The sequence below is a fragment of the Labedella phragmitis genome, assembly GCF_004078635.1.
Taxonomy (GTDB): domain Bacteria; phylum Actinomycetota; class Actinomycetes; order Actinomycetales; family Microbacteriaceae; genus Labedella; species Labedella phragmitis.
In genome coordinates, this window is sequence record NZ_RZNB01000002.1 from 191,843 (window position 1) to 211,295 (window position 19,453).

General features: G+C 68.8%; 16 protein-coding genes. 11 read left to right on the plus strand and 5 right to left on the minus strand.

The window, feature by feature from the left end:
* Nucleotide 1: 1 nt before the first annotated feature.
* Complete coding sequence (locus tag ELQ90_RS05630) at nt 2–427, minus strand: organic hydroperoxide resistance protein (RefSeq protein ID WP_128494306.1); 426 nt, start codon at nt 425–427, stop codon at nt 2–4.
* Nucleotides 428–552: 125 nt separating this feature from the next.
* Between ELQ90_RS05630 and ELQ90_RS05635 the strand changes: the two genes are divergently transcribed.
* Complete coding sequence (locus ELQ90_RS05635) at nt 553–1,125, plus strand: TetR/AcrR family transcriptional regulator (protein ID WP_166408864.1); 573 nt, start codon at nt 553–555, stop codon at nt 1,123–1,125.
* A gap of 46 nt (nt 1,126–1,171) precedes the next feature.
* Here ELQ90_RS05635 and ELQ90_RS05640 read toward each other — a convergent pair whose 3' ends face one another.
* Entirely contained in the window at nt 1,172–2,155 is a 984-nt protein-coding gene (locus ELQ90_RS05640; RefSeq protein ID WP_128494308.1) for an SGNH/GDSL hydrolase family protein, read from the minus strand.
* A 139-nt stretch (nt 2,156–2,294) separates the two neighbouring features.
* On the opposite strand from ELQ90_RS05640, the gene ELQ90_RS05645 reads away from it, so the two are divergent.
* The 4 genes from ELQ90_RS05645 to ELQ90_RS05660 all read left to right on the plus strand — a co-directional run bounded on the left by ELQ90_RS05645 (nt 2,295) and on the right by ELQ90_RS05660 (nt 4,951).
* On the plus strand, nt 2,295–2,912 hold the full coding sequence (locus tag ELQ90_RS05645; protein ID WP_128494309.1) for a CDP-alcohol phosphatidyltransferase family protein: 618 nt from the start codon (nt 2,295–2,297) through the stop codon (nt 2,910–2,912).
* A 16-nt stretch (nt 2,913–2,928) separates the two neighbouring features.
* Nucleotides 2,929–3,423, plus strand: coding sequence for an FHA domain-containing protein (locus tag ELQ90_RS05650; RefSeq protein ID WP_128494753.1), 495 nt, complete (start codon nt 2,929–2,931; stop codon nt 3,421–3,423).
* Nucleotides 3,424–3,426: 3 nt separating this feature from the next.
* The gene (gene ftsR / locus ELQ90_RS05655) at nt 3,427–4,134 is read left to right on the plus strand and encodes a transcriptional regulator FtsR (protein WP_128494310.1); all 708 of its coding nucleotides are present in this window, start codon (nt 3,427–3,429) and stop codon (nt 4,132–4,134) included.
* A 223-nt stretch (nt 4,135–4,357) separates the two neighbouring features.
* Nucleotides 4,358–4,951 carry a MerR family transcriptional regulator gene (locus ELQ90_RS05660; protein ID WP_424980803.1) on the plus strand — a complete coding sequence of 198 codons (594 nt, stop codon included), beginning with the start codon at nt 4,358–4,360 and terminating at the stop codon, nt 4,949–4,951.
* Nucleotides 4,952–5,136: 185 nt separating this feature from the next.
* Here ELQ90_RS05660 and ELQ90_RS05665 read toward each other — a convergent pair whose 3' ends face one another.
* Entirely contained in the window at nt 5,137–5,958 is an 822-nt protein-coding gene (locus ELQ90_RS05665) for a ParA family protein (RefSeq protein ID WP_128494311.1), read from the minus strand.
* 78 nt (nt 5,959–6,036) lie between these two features.
* Between ELQ90_RS05665 and ELQ90_RS05670 the strand changes: the two genes are divergently transcribed.
* The 3 genes from ELQ90_RS05670 to def all read left to right on the plus strand — a co-directional run bounded on the left by ELQ90_RS05670 (nt 6,037) and on the right by def (nt 12,254).
* Nucleotides 6,037–9,444 carry a pyruvate carboxylase gene (locus ELQ90_RS05670; protein ID WP_128494312.1) on the plus strand — a complete coding sequence of 1,136 codons (3,408 nt, stop codon included), beginning with the start codon at nt 6,037–6,039 and terminating at the stop codon, nt 9,442–9,444.
* Between the two features lie 148 nt (nt 9,445–9,592).
* Nucleotides 9,593–11,770, plus strand: a complete 2,178-nt coding sequence (locus ELQ90_RS05675; protein ID WP_243696031.1) for a MinD/ParA family ATP-binding protein — start codon at nt 9,593–9,595, stop codon at nt 11,768–11,770.
* Nucleotides 11,763–12,254, plus strand: a complete 492-nt coding sequence (gene def / locus ELQ90_RS05680; RefSeq protein WP_128494313.1) for a peptide deformylase — start codon at nt 11,763–11,765, stop codon at nt 12,252–12,254. The genes ELQ90_RS05675 and def overlap by 8 nt, the downstream gene beginning before the upstream one ends.
* A 45-nt stretch (nt 12,255–12,299) precedes the next feature.
* Here the strand turns inward: def and ELQ90_RS05685 are convergent, their stop codons facing one another.
* On the minus strand, nt 12,300–14,126 hold the full coding sequence (locus ELQ90_RS05685; RefSeq protein WP_128494314.1) for an AMP-dependent synthetase/ligase: 1,827 nt from the start codon (nt 14,124–14,126) through the stop codon (nt 12,300–12,302).
* Nucleotides 14,127–14,300: 174 nt separating this feature from the next.
* Here ELQ90_RS05685 and ELQ90_RS05690 point away from each other — a divergent pair, with 174 nt between their 5' ends.
* The 3 genes from ELQ90_RS05690 to ELQ90_RS05700 all read left to right on the plus strand — a co-directional run bounded on the left by ELQ90_RS05690 (nt 14,301) and on the right by ELQ90_RS05700 (nt 17,417).
* Nucleotides 14,301–15,263, plus strand: a complete 963-nt coding sequence (locus ELQ90_RS05690; RefSeq protein WP_128494315.1) for an ROK family glucokinase — start codon at nt 14,301–14,303, stop codon at nt 15,261–15,263.
* Between the two features lie 24 nt (nt 15,264–15,287).
* Nucleotides 15,288–15,977 carry a lysophospholipid acyltransferase family protein gene (locus tag ELQ90_RS05695; protein ID WP_128494316.1) on the plus strand — a complete coding sequence of 230 codons (690 nt, stop codon included), beginning with the start codon at nt 15,288–15,290 and terminating at the stop codon, nt 15,975–15,977.
* A gap of 111 nt (nt 15,978–16,088) precedes the next feature.
* On the plus strand, nt 16,089–17,417 hold the full coding sequence (locus tag ELQ90_RS05700) for a class II 3-deoxy-7-phosphoheptulonate synthase (protein ID WP_128494755.1): 1,329 nt from the start codon (nt 16,089–16,091) through the stop codon (nt 17,415–17,417).
* 85 nt (nt 17,418–17,502) lie between these two features.
* On the opposite strand, the gene pknB is transcribed toward ELQ90_RS05700, so the two are convergent.
* Complete coding sequence (gene pknB, locus ELQ90_RS05705; RefSeq protein ID WP_243696032.1) at nt 17,503–19,422, minus strand: Stk1 family PASTA domain-containing Ser/Thr kinase; 1,920 nt, start codon at nt 19,420–19,422, stop codon at nt 17,503–17,505.
* Nucleotides 19,423–19,453: the final 31 nt, after the last annotated feature.

The following is a 19,453-nucleotide window of genomic DNA, read 5'->3' on the forward strand; positions in this document are numbered from 1 at the left end:
GTCAGACGATGTCGATCTCGATGGCGACGGGGATGTTGCCGCGCGTCGCGTGCGTGTACGGGCATACGGCGTCGGCCGCGTCGACGACGGCTTTCGCCTGCTCCTCGGTGACGCCCGTGAGTTCGACGTGGAGGGTCACGGACAGACCGAAGCCGCCGTCCTCGCGGGGACCGATGCCGACGTCGGCCGTCACGGCCGAGTCCTTCGTCGAGACGCCGTGCTCCCCGGCCACCGACTTGAGGGCCGAGTGGAAGCACGCAGAGAACCCGGCGGCGAAGAGCTGCTCGGGATTCGTCGCGCCACCGCGGCCGCCCATCTCCGCGGGCGTGGCGAGATCCGCTTCGAGGATTCCGTCGCTCGATCGGACGTGCCCGTTGCGGCCGTCTCCCGTGCTCGTCGCCGATGCGGTGTACACGGCCTGCGCCATGGGCTTCTCCTCATGTAGGGTAACTAGTACGTCTACATCAGTAGATCACTCATCGCGGCGGTATGCAAACGGCGCCGCGCCCGTCCTCGGGACGGTGTCCGTCCACCAGGCAGAGGGGAGTCGCGATGACGATGACCGTCGAGAGGACCGCCTCTCCGGCACGACGTCGAATCCTCGATTCCGCCTCGTCCCTGTTCTACACCCTGGGCGTCCGCTCGGTGAGCGCCGACAGGGTCATCGCGGAATCGGGCGTCTCGAAGGTCACCTTCTATCGCCATTTCCCCACCAAGGACGACCTCGTCGTCGCGTACCTCGACGAGCAGTCGGAGCGCGAGCGTGCGGCCTTCCTCGCCGCTCGCGAACGGCTCGACGACGACGGGTTGTGGCGGTGGTACGTCGAGAGCATCGTCGACGCCGGTTGCGCCCCCGGATTCCGGGGATGTCCATTCGTCAACGCCGCGGCGGAGTACGCCGACGCGACGCACGACATGCGCGTCGCGGTGGCGCGGCATCGCGAGTGGGTGCAGGAGCGCCTCGCGGAGCTCGCCGTCCGTCACGGCGTGGCCGAGCCGAAGCGCGTCGCGCAGGAGATCCAGATGTTGCGCGACGGAGCGCTCGTCCTCGCGGCACTCGACGGGCGTACGGACACGATCGCGCCCGTCCTCGACGATGCGGGGCGGCGACTGCTCCGCTCGTGATCCGAGGTCACCGTGCCCGCTCCGAGCGTTGCGAGCGGATCGAGACCTAGGGAGCCGCCGGCTCGCCGTCAGCGTCGTCCGTGTTTCCCGGCGCCGCGTCGACGATCGCATCGTCTCCCTCGACGGGCTCGGCCGGGGGAACGACGGCGTCGGCGATCGCGGCGAGCACCGTCTCCGCCGTGACTTGCGATCCGGCGGGACTCGGGTGCAGCAGGTCGACCGTGAGGAGTGTCGCGACGTCCTCCCGAGCGAGGTACGCCTCGTGCACATCAATGCCGAGGACGAACGGCCTCTCGTCGAGCCAGGACCGGACGCCCTCGAGCACGGAGTCGTGCGCGGCTGCCCAGTCGTCGAACCGCGGGTTCTCGAGGAGCGTCCCGTAACCGACGGTCCCGGCCCAGCTCTGCTCCGTCCGGGTGAGGATGTCGCTGAACTCCGGTCCGACGCGGTCGGGCCGCCGGACGTTGTTGAGGCCGTGGTTGAGGAAGAGGACGTCGGGCCGCTGGGGGACGAGTCGGTCGTAGTTCTCGAGCGAGTATGCGGCGGTCTTACCGCTCGCGGAACCGTTCCACACGACGATGGGGGCCCCGTCTCCGTCGCCGTTGACCGTGATCGGATCGGCGTACCGCGCGGTCTGCAGATTCCAGGGGTGCTCGACGAGCGGACGATCGAGTTCCTCCGCGAGCATCCGGAAGGCCCGGTCGACCCATTCGCCCTGCTCATTGCCCGTCGAGTCGCCGAGGACGACGACCACGAACTCCCGCTCGGGGTCGTCGATCCGCGTCCACGCCTCCTTGAAGGGGAGCAGATCCGTGTCGATGCTCTCCCGTTCCACCACGACGTCGTGGCCGCTCGCGATCGTCGCCTCGTCGACCGGCGTGTACCCGCGTACGGCGACGGAGCCGAGGGTGACCCCGAGGACGGCGGCGAGCGAGACGAACCCGAGCACGAGCCGGGGGCGTGCGCGGCGCACCGAAGGTCGCGGGTCCGGCGACATGACGTCACCGGGCTCGGGAGAGGCCGGGTTCATGGGTCAACAGTACGTCGGATTCCGCCGATCACGACGAGCGGATGTCGCACCATTTCGGGGGAGGCCGCCGCTCTCGACCGGCGCCCCGACGGCTGGGGAGGACCTGCATCGCTCGACGCGATGTCGCTAGGATGTGCTGATGGCGCCACCCGAGTCGCACGCCCCGAGCGACCGAATCCTGACGATCCCGAACGTCCTGAGCTTCCTGCGTCTCGCGCTCGTTCCGGTCTTCCTGCTCTTCCTCATCGGTGGACAGGACATCGCCGCTCTCGTCACGCTCGCCGTCTCGGGCTTCACCGACTTCCTCGACGGGTTTCTCGCCCGCCGTCTGAACCAGGTCACGCGCCTCGGGCAACTGCTCGATCCCGCGGCCGACCGTCTCTACATCATCGCCGCGGTGCTCGGGCTCGTCGTGCGGGAGCTCATCCCGCTCTGGTTCGTCGTCGCGATCCTCGCTCGAGACGTCCTCCTGCTCGTCGTGGCGCTCGTGCTCGCTCAGGCCGGGCACGGAGCGCTGCGTGTGAACATGGTGGGCAAGCTCGCGACGGCATGCCTCTTCGTCGGGCTGCCCGTCCTCATGCTCGCGGCCGCCGTCCCGGACATCTCGGCTGTCGTGCAGCCGATCGGCAATGGTGTCGCCGTGTTCGGGGCCGTCCTGTACTGGGTCGCCGGGCTCGTCTACGTCCGGGACACCGTCCGGATCCGACGAGAAAGCCGCTCGGGCGGCGGCCCGACTTCCGATACGCTGGGTCCGTAGGAGGTACACGGTGACGATTCCCGACGACAACAACCCGCCGACGGGTGCATTCACGCGAGCTCCCGCACCGGGACGGCCCGACAGGGCCGAGACGACGGTGGGCTACGGTGAAGAGTTCAGTCAGGCGCTCGGTGCCCTCGACTCCCATGTCTCGGCCGAGGAGCAGGACGCCGTCGCGGCACTGCCCTCCGGCTCTGCCCTCCTCATCGTGCGCCGCGGTCCCAACTCCGGCGCGCGCTTCCTCCTCGACACGGGGGTGACGACGGCCGGGCGGCACCCGGACGCGGACATCTTCCTCGACGACGTCACGGTCTCCCGCCGTCACGCCGAGTTCGTGCGGACGGGCTCGACGTTCGAGATCCGCGACCTGAACTCGCTCAACGGCACGTACTTCGACGGAACCCGGATCGACTCGGCGCAGCTGCGCGACGGCGCGGAGGTGCAGATCGGGAAGTTCCGGCTCACGTTCTTCGCGTCACGAGCGGATCTCGCCTCCGGCGCGGGGCGCTAAAGGGTGTCGGCACGTGCCGCGCGGAATCCGTCGGCATCGTCGTCGGAGGCGCTCCTCAGCATCGGTCAGGTCCTCGCTCGACTGGCGAACGAGTTCCCCGAGCTGACCAATTCGAAGCTCCGTTTCCTCGAGGAGCAGGGTCTCGTCCGACCGTCGAGGACCCGTTCGGGTTATCGCAAGTTCTCGGCCGCCGATGTCGAACGCGTGCGCGTCGTCCTCTCGATGCAGCGCGACCACTACCTTCCGCTCAAGGTCATCCGCACGTACCTCGCGGACCTCGACGCAGGGAAGGACCCGGCCGTGCCGGGATCGGGTGCGGGGGACGCGGTCCAGAGCATCATCCCGGTCGCTCGTCGACTCGGGCGCGACGACGTCATCGCCGAGGCGGGCGCGACGCCACACCTCTTCAGCGACGCGGTGTCCGCCTCGCTCATCGTGCCGGCGGAGTCGTACACCGACGACACCGTCCACGTGCTGAGGGCCCTCGTCGAACTGCAGCGCTCGGGCATCGAACCACGGCACCTGCGGGGGTTCCGGGCTGCGGCGGAGCGTGAGCTCGCGCTCATCGAGAGCGCGCTCATGCCGATCTCGAGGCGCGGTGACGCTGCCAGCCGTGCCAAGGCGCAAGAGCTATCGGGCGAGATCGCACGCCACTTCGAGACGGTGCGCGGGAGTCTCATCCGTCAGGCTCTCGGGCGTTTCTCGCTCTGACCCGCGCCGACGAGGCGTGCGCCGGGAGCGACGCGGTCGTAGACTGGGCCGACCGAGTCTCCTCGAGATCGACGCCGACACGCCGACGCCGTCGAGCGAATGTCGGACGGGAAGCTCTCCGTGCTCGATAGCGTAGAGGGACACGCGAGGAACACGTCGCGTTCGGACCCGATCGGAGATCGGAACCGGCGCGATGCGCGACCTGACGGAGAAGGGCAATGAGATGAGCGGACCCGGTGATACCGGTCTCACGGGACAGTCGGGCCCGACGGCTGCGACGCCCTCCTCGGGCCGATCGCAGGACCCTCGATACGAGCTCCTCTTCACCGACGGCCTCGCCGATCTCGATGACGAGGCGGGTTACCGGGGCGCGATCGCCGCGCGGGCGGCGGGCATCAGCTACCGCCAGCTCGACTACTGGGCGCGGACGGGACTCGTTGAGCCCACGGTCCGCGGTGCTGCGGGCTCCGGGTCGCAGCGGCTCTACGGCTTCCGCGACATCCTCGTCCTCAAGCTCGTCAAGCGCCTGCTCGACACCGGGATCTCGCTCCAGCAGATCCGCACGGCCGTCAACCAGCTGCGCGAGTCCGGGGTCAACGATCTCGCCCAGACGACCCTGATGTCCGATGGCGCGAGCGTCTACCTCTGCACGTCGAACGACGAGGTGATCGACCTCGTGAGCCGCGGCCAGGGAGTGTTCGGTATCGCCGTCGGCAAGGTCCTCCGCGAGGTCGAGACGACGCTCGTCGAATTCGAGCCGCAGGCTCTCGAGGCCGTCGACGAGCTCGCCGCTCGCCGCGCCGCCCGCTCCGCCTGACCCTCGGCTGATCGCGGTCCGTCTCGGAGGCTGGGCCGGCGCGCATGCTGCTGCCGACATGTCTCTGCGTCGCGGATGTGAGGTCGTCCTCGCACACGGTGCGGCGACGAGCCCGCCATCTCAGCGGAATGCGTCGCTCCATCCTGCGACGCAGGCGCGCATGGGTCGGATGTACCGACGACGCGTCAGGCGTTCTTCGGAGCCGTGAGTTCGGCGTACTCGCCGACGCGCCCCGTGCGGAGGACCCGGTCGAGCAGGAGGTCGAAGTTCTTCGCCATCTCCTGGGCGCTCTCGCCCGGCCAGATGTGAACGGGCTTCGCCGCCCCCTGCGCCTGCTGCAGCGCGGTGCGCTCGGGAAGCTGCGGGGACAGGACGAGAGGACCGAACATGTCCCGCAGTTCCTTGATGCGGAACTGGTGCTCGAGCGACTGGGCGCGAACGCGGTTGACGATGATGCCGAGCGGCTGCAGTCGCGGGGACAATCCGCGACGGATCTCCTCGATGGCACGGAGCGCACGGTCGGCCGCCGCGACGGAGAAGAGGCCCGGCTCGGTCACGACGCTCACACGGTCGCTCGCGGCCCAGGCCGTGCGGGTGAGGGCGTTGAGCGACGGAGCGCAGTCGATGAGCACGAGGTCGTACTCGGACTCGACGTGCGCGAGTGCCTCCTCGAGCTTCCAGATGTCGCGGATCGACGGGTGCGGGCCGTCGAAGTTGATGGCCGACGGGCTTCCGATCATGACGTCGACGGTGCCCGCGTGGGTCTTGGTCCACCCGGAGGGGGTGATGGCCTGTCGGACCGTCTTCTCCTTGGGGGAGGCGAGGACATCGGCGACGCTCAAGCGACCGGACAGCGAGATGTCCATCCCCGTGGAGACGTCCGACTGGGGGTCGAGGTCGACGACGAGCGTGCGGATGCCCTTCGCGAATGCGGCGGAGGCCAGGCCGAGGCTGACCGTCGTCTTGCCGACGCCTCCCTTGAGGCTGCTCACGCTGAGTACATGCACAATCAGATACGTTACCTTTACAACGGTTGAGGAACCTAACCGTTGCCTGTGCGCTCCTCTCCTCCCGAAAGGCCCTGCATGTTCACGAAGATCCTGGTAGCCAACCGCGGGGAGATCGCCATCAGGGCGTTCCGCGCCGCATACGAGCTCGGTGCCCAGACTGTGGCCGTGTTCCCGTATGAGGACCGCAACTCGTTCCATCGGCTCAAGGCCGACGAGGCCTACCAGATCGGCGAAGAGGGACACCCGGTCCGCGCCTACCTGTCCGTTGAGGAGATCATCCGCGTCGCGAAGGAGAGCGGCGCCGACGCGATCTACCCCGGCTACGGCTTCCTCTCGGAGAACCCGGACCTGGCCGAGCAGGCCGCCGCTGCGGGGATCACCTTCATCGGACCGCCGTCCCACGTCCTCGAGATGGCGGGCAACAAGGTGACCGCGAAGGAGCACGCGATCGCTGCGGGAGTCCCCGTCCTCCGGTCCACGCCGGCTTCCGCCGACGTCGACGAGCTCATCGCCGGTGCAGAGTCGGTCGGCTTCCCCCTCTTCGCCAAGGCCGTCGCGGGCGGTGGCGGTCGCGGCATGCGCCGTGTCGAGCGGATCGAGGATCTCGCCGACGCCCTGGCCGCAGCCATGCGCGAGGCCGATAGCGCGTTCGGCGACCCGCGCATGTTCCTGGAGCAGGCCGTCCTGCGTCCGCGCCACATCGAGGTGCAGATCCTCGCCGACGCGACGGGCGAGACGGTCCACCTCTTCGAGCGCGACTGCTCGGTGCAGCGACGGAACCAGAAGGTCGTCGAGATCGCGCCGGCCCCGAACATCTCCGACGAGCTCCGGAACGCGCTCCACCGCGACGCCGTCGCCTTTGCCCGGTCCATCGGCTACGTGAACGCCGGAACCGTCGAGTTCCTCGTCGACACCGTCGGTGAGCGGGCAGGCGAACACGTATTCATCGAGATGAACCCGCGCATCCAGGTCGAGCACACCGTCACGGAGGAAGTGACGGACGTCGACCTCGTGCAGTCGCAGATGCGCATCGCCGCGGGGGAGTCGCTCGCCGACCTCGAGCTGCACCAGGAGAACATCCACTTGCGCGGCGCCGCGCTGCAGTGCCGCATCACCACGGAGGACCCGACCCAGGGCTTCCGCCCCGACACGGGGAAGATCTCGACGTACCGGTCTCCGGGCGGCGGCGGCATCCGGCTCGACGGCGGTACCGTCGCGTCGGGGGCGCAGATCAGCCCCCACTTCGACTCCATGCTCGCGAAGCTCACGTGCCGTGGTCGGGACTTCCCGTCGGCGGTCAACCGCGCACGCCGCGCCCTCGCCGAGTTCCGCATCCGCGGCGTCTCCACCAACATCCCGTTCCTCCAGGCGGTGCTCGATGACCCGTCGTTCGTCGTAGGCGACCTGTCGACGTCGTTCATCGAGGAGCGTCCCGAACTGCTCAAGGGGCGGGTCTCGAAGGACCGCGGGACGAAGATCATGTCCTGGCTCGCCGACGTGACCGTCAACAAGCCCAATGGGGACCGCCCGGCCGCGGCCGATCCCCGCACCAAGTTGCCGCAGCTCGACCTCTCGGTCGAGGCGCCAGCCGGATCCCGCCAGCGTGTCCAGGAGCTCGGCCCCGAGGGCTTCGCCGCGGCGCTGCGTGCGCAGACGGCTCTCGCCGTCACCGACACCACCTTCCGCGACGCACACCAGTCCCTTCTCGCGACACGCGTCCGCACGAAGGAGCTCCTCGCAGCGGCACCGTACCTCGCCCGCATGACGCCGCAGCTGCTCTCGGTCGAGGCGTGGGGCGGCGCCACGTACGACGTCGCTCTCCGCTTCCTCGGCGAGGACCCGTGGGAGCGACTCGACTCGCTGCGATCGGCGCTGCCGAACGTCGCGATCCAGATGCTCCTCCGTGGACGCAACACGGTCGGTTACACGCCGTATCCCACGGAGGTGACGTCCGCCTTCATCGACGAGGCGGCGCGCTCCGGCATCGACATCTTCCGGATCTTCGACGCGCTCAACGACGTCGAACAGATGAGGCCGGCGATCGAGGCCGTACTCGAGACGGGCACAGCCGTCGCCGAGGTCGCCGTCTGCTACACGGGCGACCTCCTCGACCCGACCGAAGACCTCTATACGCTCGACTACTACCTGCGACTCGCCGAGCAGATCGTCGGAGCCGGCGCCCACATCCTCGCGATCAAGGACATGGCCGGACTGCTGCGCCCGGCGGCGGCCGCCACCCTCGTGTCGGCTCTCCGCAGCCGGTTCGACCTGCCGGTCCACGTGCACACGCACGACACGGCAGGCGGCCAGCTCGCGACCCTCCTCGCCGCGAGCCAGGCCGGCGCCGACGCCGTCGACGTGGCGTCGGCCGCGATGTCGGGGACGACGAGCCAACCGTCGGAGTCGGCTCTCGTCGCCGCTCTCGCGCACACCGAGCGCGACACGGGACTCTCGCTCGAAGCGGTGAGCGACCTCGAACCCTACTGGGAAGCCGTCCGTGCGCTCTATCGTCCGTTCGAGTCCGGCCTGCCCGGCCCGACCGGTCGCGTCTACAAGCACGAGATCCCCGGCGGCCAGTTGTCGAACCTGCGGCAGCAGGCCATCGCGCTCGGCCTCGCCAACGACTTCGAGCTCATTGAGGACATGTACGCGGCCGCGAACAACATCCTCGGCCGTGTGCCGAAGGTGACGCCGTCGTCCAAGGTCGTCGGAGACCTCGCCCTGCACCTGGCCGCCGTCAAGGCGGACCCCGCCGACTTCGCCGAGAACCCGCAGAAGTACGACATCCCGGACTCGGTCGTCGGGTTCATGGCCGGCGAGCTCGGTGACCTCCCGGGCGGCTGGCCGGAGCCCTTCCGGTCGAAGGTCCTCGAGGGTCGGCACGTCGACATCTCCGTCACCCCCGTCGGCGAGGAAGACCTGCAGTCGCTACGCGAACAGGGCTCCGAGCGTCGATCGACCCTCAACCGACTCCTCTTCCCCGCCCCGACCAAGCAGTTCCTCGAGACGCGGGATCAGTACGGAGATCTGTCGGTGCTCGACACGGCCGACTACCTCTACGGACTCGAGAGCGGTCGCGAGCATGTCGTCGAGATCAGCAAGGGCGTCCGGCTGTACCTCGGTCTCGAAGCGATCGGCGAAGCCGACGACAAGGGGATGCGCACCGTCATGACGACGCTCAACGGTCAATTGCGGCCGTTGTCCGTTCGGGACCGCTCGATCAAGGTCGAGAGCAAGGCCGCGGAGAAGGCCGACAGCTCCCACCCCGGGCACGTCGCGGCGCCGTTCTCCGGTGTCGTGACGGTCAAGATCGAGGACGGCCAGTCTGTGTCCGCCGGCCAGGCCGTGGCCTCGATCGAGGCGATGAAGATGGAGGCGGCGATCACGTCGCCCGTCGACGGCGTCGTGGAGCGCATCGCGATCGGAGCGACGCAGCAGGTGGAGGCCGGCGACCTCATCGTCGTCGTTCGCGCCGAGAGCTGACCGCGGAGGAAGCCCGTCGGCGCACAGCTGACCGCTGCCGCCCGTTCGGGCGGTCACTACACTGGATCGCGCCCGAAAGAGCACATCGAAAGGGGGCACTCCCGTGTCCGACACACCTCCGTCCCGTCCCGGCGGCCGACCCTCGTCCGTGAGGGCGAGACGCAGCGCGATCGACCACATCGCCGACCACGACACGCGCGAGTTGCCCGGACTGCTCGAGGAGTCGACGGTGGACGCCGCGTCCATCCCCCTGTCGACGTTCTCGATCGTGCCCCAGACGGCGCCGATCGGCGTCGACGAGGACCTCGTCGACGACGGTGACGTCGTGGCCTCCGAAGTCGCTCCTGACGAAGCCGCGACGGCGACCCTCGACGAGGTGCGCACCCCCGTCACCGAGGCGGGTCGCGAGATGCCGGTCGTCGTCGCTACCGTCGACCCGACGCCGACGGGGCCCGCGGTCCGCCCGAGTGCGCCGAGCGCGGATCGGACCTCGCTCGTCGCCGGACCCGTGAGCACCGAGCCGGTCGACGAGACGCCGGCAGGTGCCGGTTCGGATGTCGACGAACCGACCATTGCGAAGCCGGTGGCGCAGAAGGGTGGTCCGCGCACGCCGACCGCCTCGACGCCCGCCGCGAGGAAGACTCGCGCCTCCTCGTCGACGTCATCGCGGAAGCCGGCATCGCAGAAGCCGGCCACGAAGACCCCGGAGTCGCAGAGGCCCGCTCCGCAGGGGTCGGCATCCGCCGCACCGTCACAGAAGCCGACACCTTCCACAGGGAAGGAGCGCGCGTCGGCCACGAGCGGCTCGCGCACGGCGGCGAGCACGAACACGACTGCCGTCGCGTCGAGCGGAGCCGAGCAGGCCCCGACGGGTTCGACCGCCCGTGAGAAGAACTCCGCCCGGACGACGACGCCGCGGAAGAAGCCGGCAGCCAAGCGCACGCCGCCGGTTACACGACCGGGGACTGCGGCGAAGCCGAAGAGCGAAACCGGTGCCGTGCCGACCATCGACGCCGAGCCGCCCGTAGCGATCGGCGGAGCATCCGGCGAGGACACACTCACCGGGGGCGCACCGCGTCCCGACGTCCCCGAGGGTGCGGCCGCCGAGCCGCGCTTGACGCTCGCCGATCCTGCGGTCGTCGTCGATCTCCCGCCCGCAGAACAGCAGGAGGTCCCGGAGGAGGAACTCGCCGTCGCGATCGAGGAGGCGCCCGTGACTCCTGAGCGCCTCGAGCCCCGCACGAGTTCCGTCCCCGTCATCGCCGAGCCGGTGCCGGCTGCCGAACGGGACGAGTCGATCGAGGAGCCTCAGGGTGCCCCCGCCTTCACCGGGATGAGCGTCGCGCGGGCCCTCGCCGGTGCTCCCGAATCGTCGTCGATGCTGACGGCCGAGCGCCTGCTCGACGACCGACGCGACACACGGCGCGTCCCTGAAGGGTTCTGGCAGAAGCTGCTCTACGACGTCTCCGGGCATCGTATCCGCGCGAAGGACTCCCGCGCGGCCCGCGAACGGAACGCGCTCACCGCACGCATCGCGAAACCGCTGAGCGGCAGCGCACGATTCGTCCCCGTCCTCACCCGCAAGGGCGGCGTCGGCAAGACGACCGTGACGACGCTCCTCGGGATGGCTCTCGCCGACGCCCGGGACGACCGCGTCATCGCGATCGACGCCAATCCGGATCGAGGGACGCTCGCGGAACGGATCGCGCGGCGCAACGACCACACCGTCCGCGACCTGGTGCGCACGGCTTCAGCGGTCACCGGGTACACGGAATTCTCGAACCTCGTCTCACGCGATGCGACGCGCCTCGACGTGCTCGCCTCGGACACCGACCCCCACCTGTCGCAGGCGTTCGACGAGGACGACTACGACATCGTCGCCCGCCTGGCGTCGCAGTACTACTCGATCGTGTTGACCGACTGCGGCACGGGGATCGTGCACTCCGTGATGGGAGCGACTCTCCGCCATGCCGACTCGCTCGTGATCGTCTCGGGCACGAGCGTCGACGAAGCGCGCTCCGCAGCGGAGACGGTCTCGTGGCTCGAGGCCAACGGCTACCCCGAGCTCGCCGCGAGCGCGGTCGTCGTCATCAATTCCACGGCGCCGGGCACACCGGCCGTGCGTCTCGACGAGATCGAGAAGCACTTCGAATCACGAGTGAGGAGCATCGTGCGCGTCCCGTTCGATCCCCAATTGGCGACCGGTGCGGCGATCTCCTTCGCCGACCTGCGTCCCGACACCCGGAAGGCGGCGCGAGAGCTGTCCGCCCTCGTCGTCGAGGGTCTGCCGGCGCGGCGATCGACCCGGGAGCCGGCCGATGGCTGAGCGCGAGATCCGGATCTTCGGCGACCCGATCCTCAAGACGGCGTGCGAGCCCATCGGCGAGATCACCGACAAGGTGAGGGGCCTCGTCGAGGACCTGCTCGACTCCGTCGCTCTCCCCGGGCGGGCCGGCGTCGCCGCCAACCAGATCGGCGTCGGCCTGCGTGCCTTCAGCTACAACGTCGACGGCCAGATCGGCTACGTCATCAACCCGGTGCTCGTCGAGACGCGTGGGGAGCCCGAGCCGGTCGACGAGGGCTGCCTCTCCGTCCCGGGCCTCTGGTACCCCACGGTGCGCTATCCCTTCGCGCGCGTCACGGGTGTCGATCTCGAGGGGAACGCGATCGAGGTCTCCGGCACCGGGGTACTCGCGCAGGCGCTCCAGCACGAGACGGACCACCTCGACGGCACCCTCTACCTCGACCGCCTCGACAAGGAGAATCGTCGAGCCGCCATGAAAGAGGTTCGAGAGTCGTCCTGGTTCTGATACGGCGGACCGGTGCGCCGGCCGAGGCCGCGCACCGAACGTCGGTCAGCCGACGGTCGTGAGGCCTTGCGTCGGCGGCGGGTTGAGGGCGTAGATGCCCTCGATGTCGTCGGCGAAGTCCGACAAGATGACGTTCCGCTTGATGCTCATCTTCGGCGTGAGGTGCCCGGACGCCTCGGTGAACTCGATGGGCAGGACCACGAACTTCCGAACGGACTCGGCTCGCGACACCTTCGCGTTCGCGGCGTCGATCGCGCGCTGGATCTCGGCGAGGACGGCGGGGTTCGTCGCCGCGTCGGCGAGCGATAAGTCGCGATCCTGGCCGTTGTTCTCGAGCCACGTCGGGAGCATCTCCGAGTCGAGCGTCACGAGGGCCGAGATGAAGGGCTTCTGGTCGCCCACGACGACGACCTGGCCGACGACGGGGTTGGAGCGGATCGGATCCTCGAGTGCCGCAGGAGCGACGTTCTTGCCGCCGGCGGTGACGATGATCTCCTTCTTGCGGCCCGTGATCGTGAGGAAGCCCTCCGAGTCGAAGGAGCCGATGTCACCCGTCTTGAACCACTCTCCGTCGAACGCCGCGCTCGTCGCCTCGGGGTTCCTCCAGTACTCGCGGAAGACGTTGATGCCGGACACCTCGACCTCGCCGTCGTCCATGACGCGGATGCCGACGCCCGGGAGAGCGGGACCCACCGAGCCGATCTTCGACCGGTTCGCGAGGTTGACGCTCGCCGGCGCCGTCGTCTCGGTGAGGCCGTAACCCTCGAGGATGACGATCCCGAGGCTGTGGAAGAAGTGCCCCAGCCGTGGCCCGAGGGGCGCGGAACCCGAGACGGCGTACTCGACCCGCCCGCCCATCGCCGAACGGAGCTTGCTGTAGACGAGGCGGTTGAACAGGGCGAACTTGACCCGCAGCGCGAGAGGCACGCTGCCGGTCTCCGCCGCCTTGCTGTGCTCGACGGCGACCTCGGCCGCCGCACGGAATATCTTTCCGCGCCCGCCGGCCTCGGCTTTCTGCTCGGCAGAGTTGTAGACCTTCTCGAACACGCGCGGCACGGCGAGGAGGAACGTCGGCTGGAAGGTCCCGAGCGAGGGGAGGAGCTGCTTCGTGTCCGGCTGGTGACCCGTCTTGACGCCGCCGTGCACCGCGAGGATCGAGATGAACCGGGCGAAGACGTGGGCTGTCGTGATGAACAGGAGCGTGGATGCGCCGGTGTGCACGACCTCGCTCATGGCGACCGCGGCGTTTCGGGAGAGCTCGACGAAGTTCGAGTGCGTCAGCACGCAACCCTTCGGCTTCCCCGTCGACCCCGACGTGTAGATGAGGGTCGCGATGTCGGTGCCGACCGCGATCGAGCGCCGTCGCTCGATCTCCTCGTCGGAGACGGCGGTGCCGGAAGCCGCGAGCTTGTCGAGGTCGCCGAGGTCGACCTGCCACACGGAGCGGACGTCGGGCAGGTCCCCGTGGACCTCGTCGAATCGGGCGAAGTGCTCCGCCGTCTCGACGATCATCGCGATCGCCCCCGAGTCTGCGAGGTTCCAGTGGACCTGACTCGGCGCGCTCGTCTCGTAGACGGGCACGAGCACGGCTCCGGCGAACCACGTCGCGAAGTCGACGAGCGTCCACTCGTAACGCGTCTTGCACATGAAGCCGATCTTGTCGCCCGGCTCGATGCCGGCGGCGACGAGGCCCTTCGCGAGGGCGATCACCTGACGGTGGAACTCACGCGCGGACACGTCGACCCATCCACCATCGTGCGGAAGGGCGAAGAGCGCGGCGTCCGGAGTGGCCCGCACACGATCGATGAGCAGGTCCGTCGCGTTCGCGTCGGGATCGGCCGGCACGACGGCCGGTACCACGAACTGTTCCACGTCAACTCCTTTGATGGCGCGAGAAAGATTGTCCCCCTACTCTAAGCGTTCGGGCGGGGAAGCACGTCGCGCCGGGCCGCCCTTCTCGCGCCCGTGCCGTCGGCGGCATACACTCGTTGAGGTCGTTCGCCCGAGAGAGGCGTCCCGACCTCGGCACTCAGGAGGTACACGCGCGTGCTCGCGATCGGAATCGACATCGGTGGCACCAAGATCGCCGGAGCCCTCGTCGACGAGGACGGCCAGATCCTCGCCGAGAAGCGCGTCCCCTCGCCCGCTTCGTCCGCGACCCTCATCGAGGACGCCGTCGTCGCCATGGTGCAGGAACTCGCGGTCGGTCATGACGTCGCGGGTGTGGGAGTCGCCGCCGCCGGCTTCATCGACGCCGCCCAGTCGACCGTCTATTACGCCCCGAACCTCAGCTGGCGGAACGAACCCTTCGAGGCCAAGCTCACGGCCCGGCTCGGCCTCCCCGTCGTCATCGAGAACGACGCGAACGCGGCGGGCTGGGCGGAATTCCGCTTCGGAGCTGGCCGGCTCGTGAGCGACATGGTGGTCCTCACCATCGGAACGGGAGTCGGCGGGGCCATCGTCACGGGCGACGCCCTGTTCCGCGGCGGCTTCGGCGTCGGAGCCGAGATCGGGCACATGCGCGTCGTGCCCGGCGGACTCCCATGCGGATGCGGGCAGCGCGGCTGCATCGAGCAGTACGCGTCCGGTCGAGCCCTCTTGCGTTACGCCAACGAGCTCGCCGACGCCGGCGGCATCGGGCAGACGCTCGCTGCGCGTCGCGCTCACGCACCTCTCGACGGAGCGGTGCTCTCCGAACTCATCCTCGCGCAGGACGGCGGCGCTCTCGCGGCGCTCCGGCAGCTCGGGAGCTGGATCGGGCAGGCGAGTGCGAGCCTCGGAGCGATCCTCGACCCGCAGATCTTCGTGATCGGGGGAGGTGTCGCGCAGTCCGGGGACCTCCTGCTCGATCCCATCCGACAGGCATACATCGAGCACATTCCGGCCCGCGGGTATCACCCGGTGCCCGAGTTCGCCATCGCCGAGCTCGTCAACGATGCCGGCGTCGTAGGTGCGGCCGACCTCGCCCGCATCAGCGCCGAGCGCCGTGTCCGCGGCGCCCGGCTCTGAGGCGAGACCGAGAAGAGGACGACAGTGTTCTACTGGTTCATGAAGCACATCGTCGCGGGCCCGCTGCTCAAAGCGCTGTTCCGACCGTGGGTGGTCGGCGCCGAGAACGTCCCGAAGACCGGCGGAGTGATCCTCGCGAGCAATCACCTCTCGGTCATCGACTCGATCTTCCTTCCCCTCTACCTCGACAGGCCGATCTCCTTCCTCGCGAAGAGCGAATACTTCACCGGAACGGGGCTCAAGGGCTGGGCCACGCGGATGTTCATGCGCGCGACGGGGCAGCTTCCCATCGACCGCTCCGGAGGGAAGGCCTCCGAGGCGTCGCTCAATACGGGGCTCGGGGTGCTCGGCCGCGGTGAGTTGCTCGGCATCTATCCGGAGGGCACGCGTAGCCCCGACGCCCGCATGTATCGCGGCCGCACCGGCGTCGCGCGCATGGTGCTCGAAGCGGGAGTCCCGATCGTCCCGGTGGCCATGATCGACACCGAGAAGGTCATGCCGATCGGCACACGGCTCCCGAAGATCCGCCGCCCGGGGATCATCATCGGCGAGCCCCTCGACTTCTCCCGCTTCGACGGACTCGAGGGCGATCGCTTCGTGTTGCGCTCCGTGACGGACGAACTCATGTACGAGCTCAACCGTCTCAGCGGGCAGGAGTACGTCGACGTCTACGCGACGACCATGAAGGGAAAGGCCCCCTCGGTTTCGAGATAGTGTGGTGGGCCTACACCCATTCACTCGTGGGCACCGGTGTGCCCGCTCGACGATCAGGAAACAACTCTCGTGACCCAGCTGACGGAACCAGTCGTGACGCCTGACGATTCTGTGATCGCCGGTCTCGACTATTGGCGTCAGCTTCCGATCAAGCAGCAACCGCAGTGGGACTCGTCGACCGAGGCCTCGGCGGCATCCGCCGAGATCGCGTCGCTTCCGCCCCTCGTCTTCGCCGGCGAGGTCGACATCCTGCGGGAACGCCTCGCCCGAGCCGCTCGCGGCGACGCCTTCCTCCTCCAGGGCGGCGATTGCGCCGAGACGTTCGCGGGTGCGACGGCCGAGCAGATCCGCAACAGGGTCAAGACGATCCTGCAGATGGCGGTTGTCCTCACCTACGGTGCGTCCATGCCCGTCGTGAAGATGGGTCGCATGGCCGGTCAGTTCGCGAAGCCGCGCTCGAGCGACACGGAGACGCGGGGCGGCGTGACGCTCCCGGCGTACCGCGGCGACATCGTCAACGGCTACGACTTCACCCCGGAATCGCGACGAGCCGACCCGTCGCGTCTCGTGAAGGGCTACCACACGGCCGCCTCGACGCTCAATCTCATCCGTGCGTTCACGCAGGGCGGTTTCGCCGACCTCCGCGAGGTGCACTCGTGGAACAAGGGCTTCGCGGCGAACCCGGCGAACCAGCGCTACGAGCAGCTCGCGAAAGACATCGACAAGGCGATCCGCTTCATGGAGGCGGCCGGTGCCGACTTCGACGAACTGAAGCGCGTCGAGTTCTACACGGCGCACGAAGGCCTGCTCATGGACTACGAGCGGCCGATGACGCGCATCGACTCGCGAACCGGGACGCCGTACAACACGTCGGCGCACTTCGTGTGGATCGGGGAGCGCACGCGCGAGCTCGACGGCGCTCACGTCGATTTCCTGTCCCGCGTCCGCAACCCGATCGGTGTCAAGCTCGGTCCGTCCACGACGCCCGACGACATGCTCGCTCTCGTGGACAAGCTCGACCCCGACCGCGAGCCGGGCCGCTTGACCTTCATCACCCGCATGGGTGCCGGCAAGATCCGCGAGGCGCTGCCTCCGCTGCTCGAGGCCATCAAGGCCTCGGACGCGAGGCCGCTGTGGGTCACCGACCCGATGCACGGCAACGGGCTCACGACGCCGACGGGCTACAAGACGCGTCGTTTCGACGACGTCGTGGACGAGGTCAAGGGCTTCTTCGAGGCCCACCGCGCGGCGGGCACGCACCCGGGCGGTATCCACGTGGAGCTCACGGGAGACGATGTCACCGAGTGCCTCGGCGGCTCCGAGCACATCGACGAGGCGACCCTCGCGACGCGCTACGAGTCGCTGTGCGATCCGCGCCTGAACCACATGCAGTCGCTCGAACTCGCGTTCCTGGTGGCGGAGGAACTCGCACAGGTCTGATCCGACAGGCACGATGATGACGCCCCCGCGAGTGGATCGCGGGGGCGTCATCATTCGTGCTCCGCGTCGCGGCCCGGAACCGCTCCTACAGGTTCGCGGCGATCGTGACGGTCGAGCCGCGTTTGATGAAGGTGCGGGCCTCGGCGTCCTGCGACACGATCGAGAAGACGTCCTCGGCCCAGAGGTTCTCCGGGACGACCGTCTCGAGTTCGACGATGAATCCGCGCTCCTCGAGAGCGGCCTTGGCGTCGGCGATCGTCAGTCCGACGACGTCCGGGACCTCGACGACGTCTGGACCCTTGGAGACCACGAGCGTGACCGTGTCGCCGGGGCGCAGGGGGCCTTCCGGAACGATGACGCGAATGACCTGACCCTTCTCGAAGTCGTCGCTGAACTCCTGCTGGTTGTCGTCGGCGACGTCGAGTCCGACGGACTCGAGATCGTTCCGCGCCGTGCTCTGGCCCTGACCGACGACGTCGGGGACGCCGCCGACGGAGACGACGACATCGAGAGCAGCCCCTTGGAGGACGGACCCGGCCTCCTTCACGAAATCGGCGCCGTTCGCATCGGTCACACTCAGGACGACGTCCTTCGGGACGTCTCCGGAGTACTGTTCCGTCGGCTCGTTCACCGTCAGTCGATTGGCTTCGGCGAACTCCCTGACCTCTGCGATGGTCTTGCCCTGCAGCATCCCGATCGAGACGGGCTGCCGCCCCTGCGAGACGTAGAGGGTGACGGTGCCGTTCTTGTCGATGAAGGTGCCGGGCTCCGGATCCGTCCGGGTCACGAGACCCTCGGTCACGTCGAAGCTGTACTCCTGCACTCCGGCGACCTCGAACCCGAGCTCCGTGAGGCGCTCGGTCGCGGCTTCCGGCTCCGCACCGGCGAGGTCGGGCACCTGGACCTGAGACCCGGGGCCGGACCCGAAGTACCAGCCGGTGCCGCCCGCCAGCCCGGCGAGGAGGAGCACCACGAGGAACAGTGCGAAGCCCTTCCGCCGACGTCGTGCCGTGCGCACGGTGAGGCGGGTCGCCTCGTCATCGGAGGCGTCGGTCGATGCCGTCGTGGGGCTTGCGAGCACGTTCGTGAGCTCGGAACCGCCCGGCAGCGGCAGCGGAGGGAGGAACATCGTCGATTGCGTGCTCGTCGAGACGCTGAAGCCGAGCCTGCCCTCGATCTCGTGGAGACGCTCGAGCAGTTCGCCGGCGTTCGACGGGCGCTGCTCCGGGTCGCGCTCGGTGGCCCACAGCACGAGGTCGTCGAGCTCGTCGGGGACCTCGGGGTTGCGAGCGCTCGGACGAGGAACCGAATCGTTCGCGTGCTGGTAGGCGATCTGCATGGGCTGCTCGCCCTTGTACGGCTGCTCGCCCGTGAGCATCTCGTACATCATGATGCCGAGCGCGTAGATGTCGCTGCGCGTGTCGGCGATGCCGCGCGTCACGAGCTCGGGGGAGAGGTATGCGATCGTTCCGAGGAGAGCCTGCCCCGTCGCGGTGTTGGCGCTCGCGGCGCGCGCGAGCCCGAAGTCGCTGATCTTGATGCGGCCGTCGTCGGCGAGCAGCACGTTCTCGGGTTTGACGTCGCGGTGGACGATCCCGGCCCGGTGCGCCGCGGCGAGGCCCGTGAGGACCGCGTCCATGATGTCGACGACCTGTTGTGCGGAGAGCGTCCCACGCTCGGAGAGCAGCTCACGGAGCGTGATGCCGGGAAGGTACTCCATGACGAGGTAGGCCATGTCGCTGTCCTGGCCCTGATCGAAGACGCTCACGACGTGCGGGTTCGCGAGTCGGGCGGCGGAGCGCGCCTCCTGGACGAATCGGTTCTTGAAGGTCGAGTCGTCGGACAGGTGGCCGTGCATGATCTTGATCGCGACGCGGCGCTCGAGGCGCTGATCCGTGGCGAGATAGACCGTCGCCATCCCGCCCCTGGCGATGCGAGAGCGCACGAGGTATCGACCGTCGATGAGACGGCCGATCATCGGGTCGGTCTGCTGGCCAGTCGTCACAGTCAGATTCTAGGGAAGGGCGTCGCCGGGT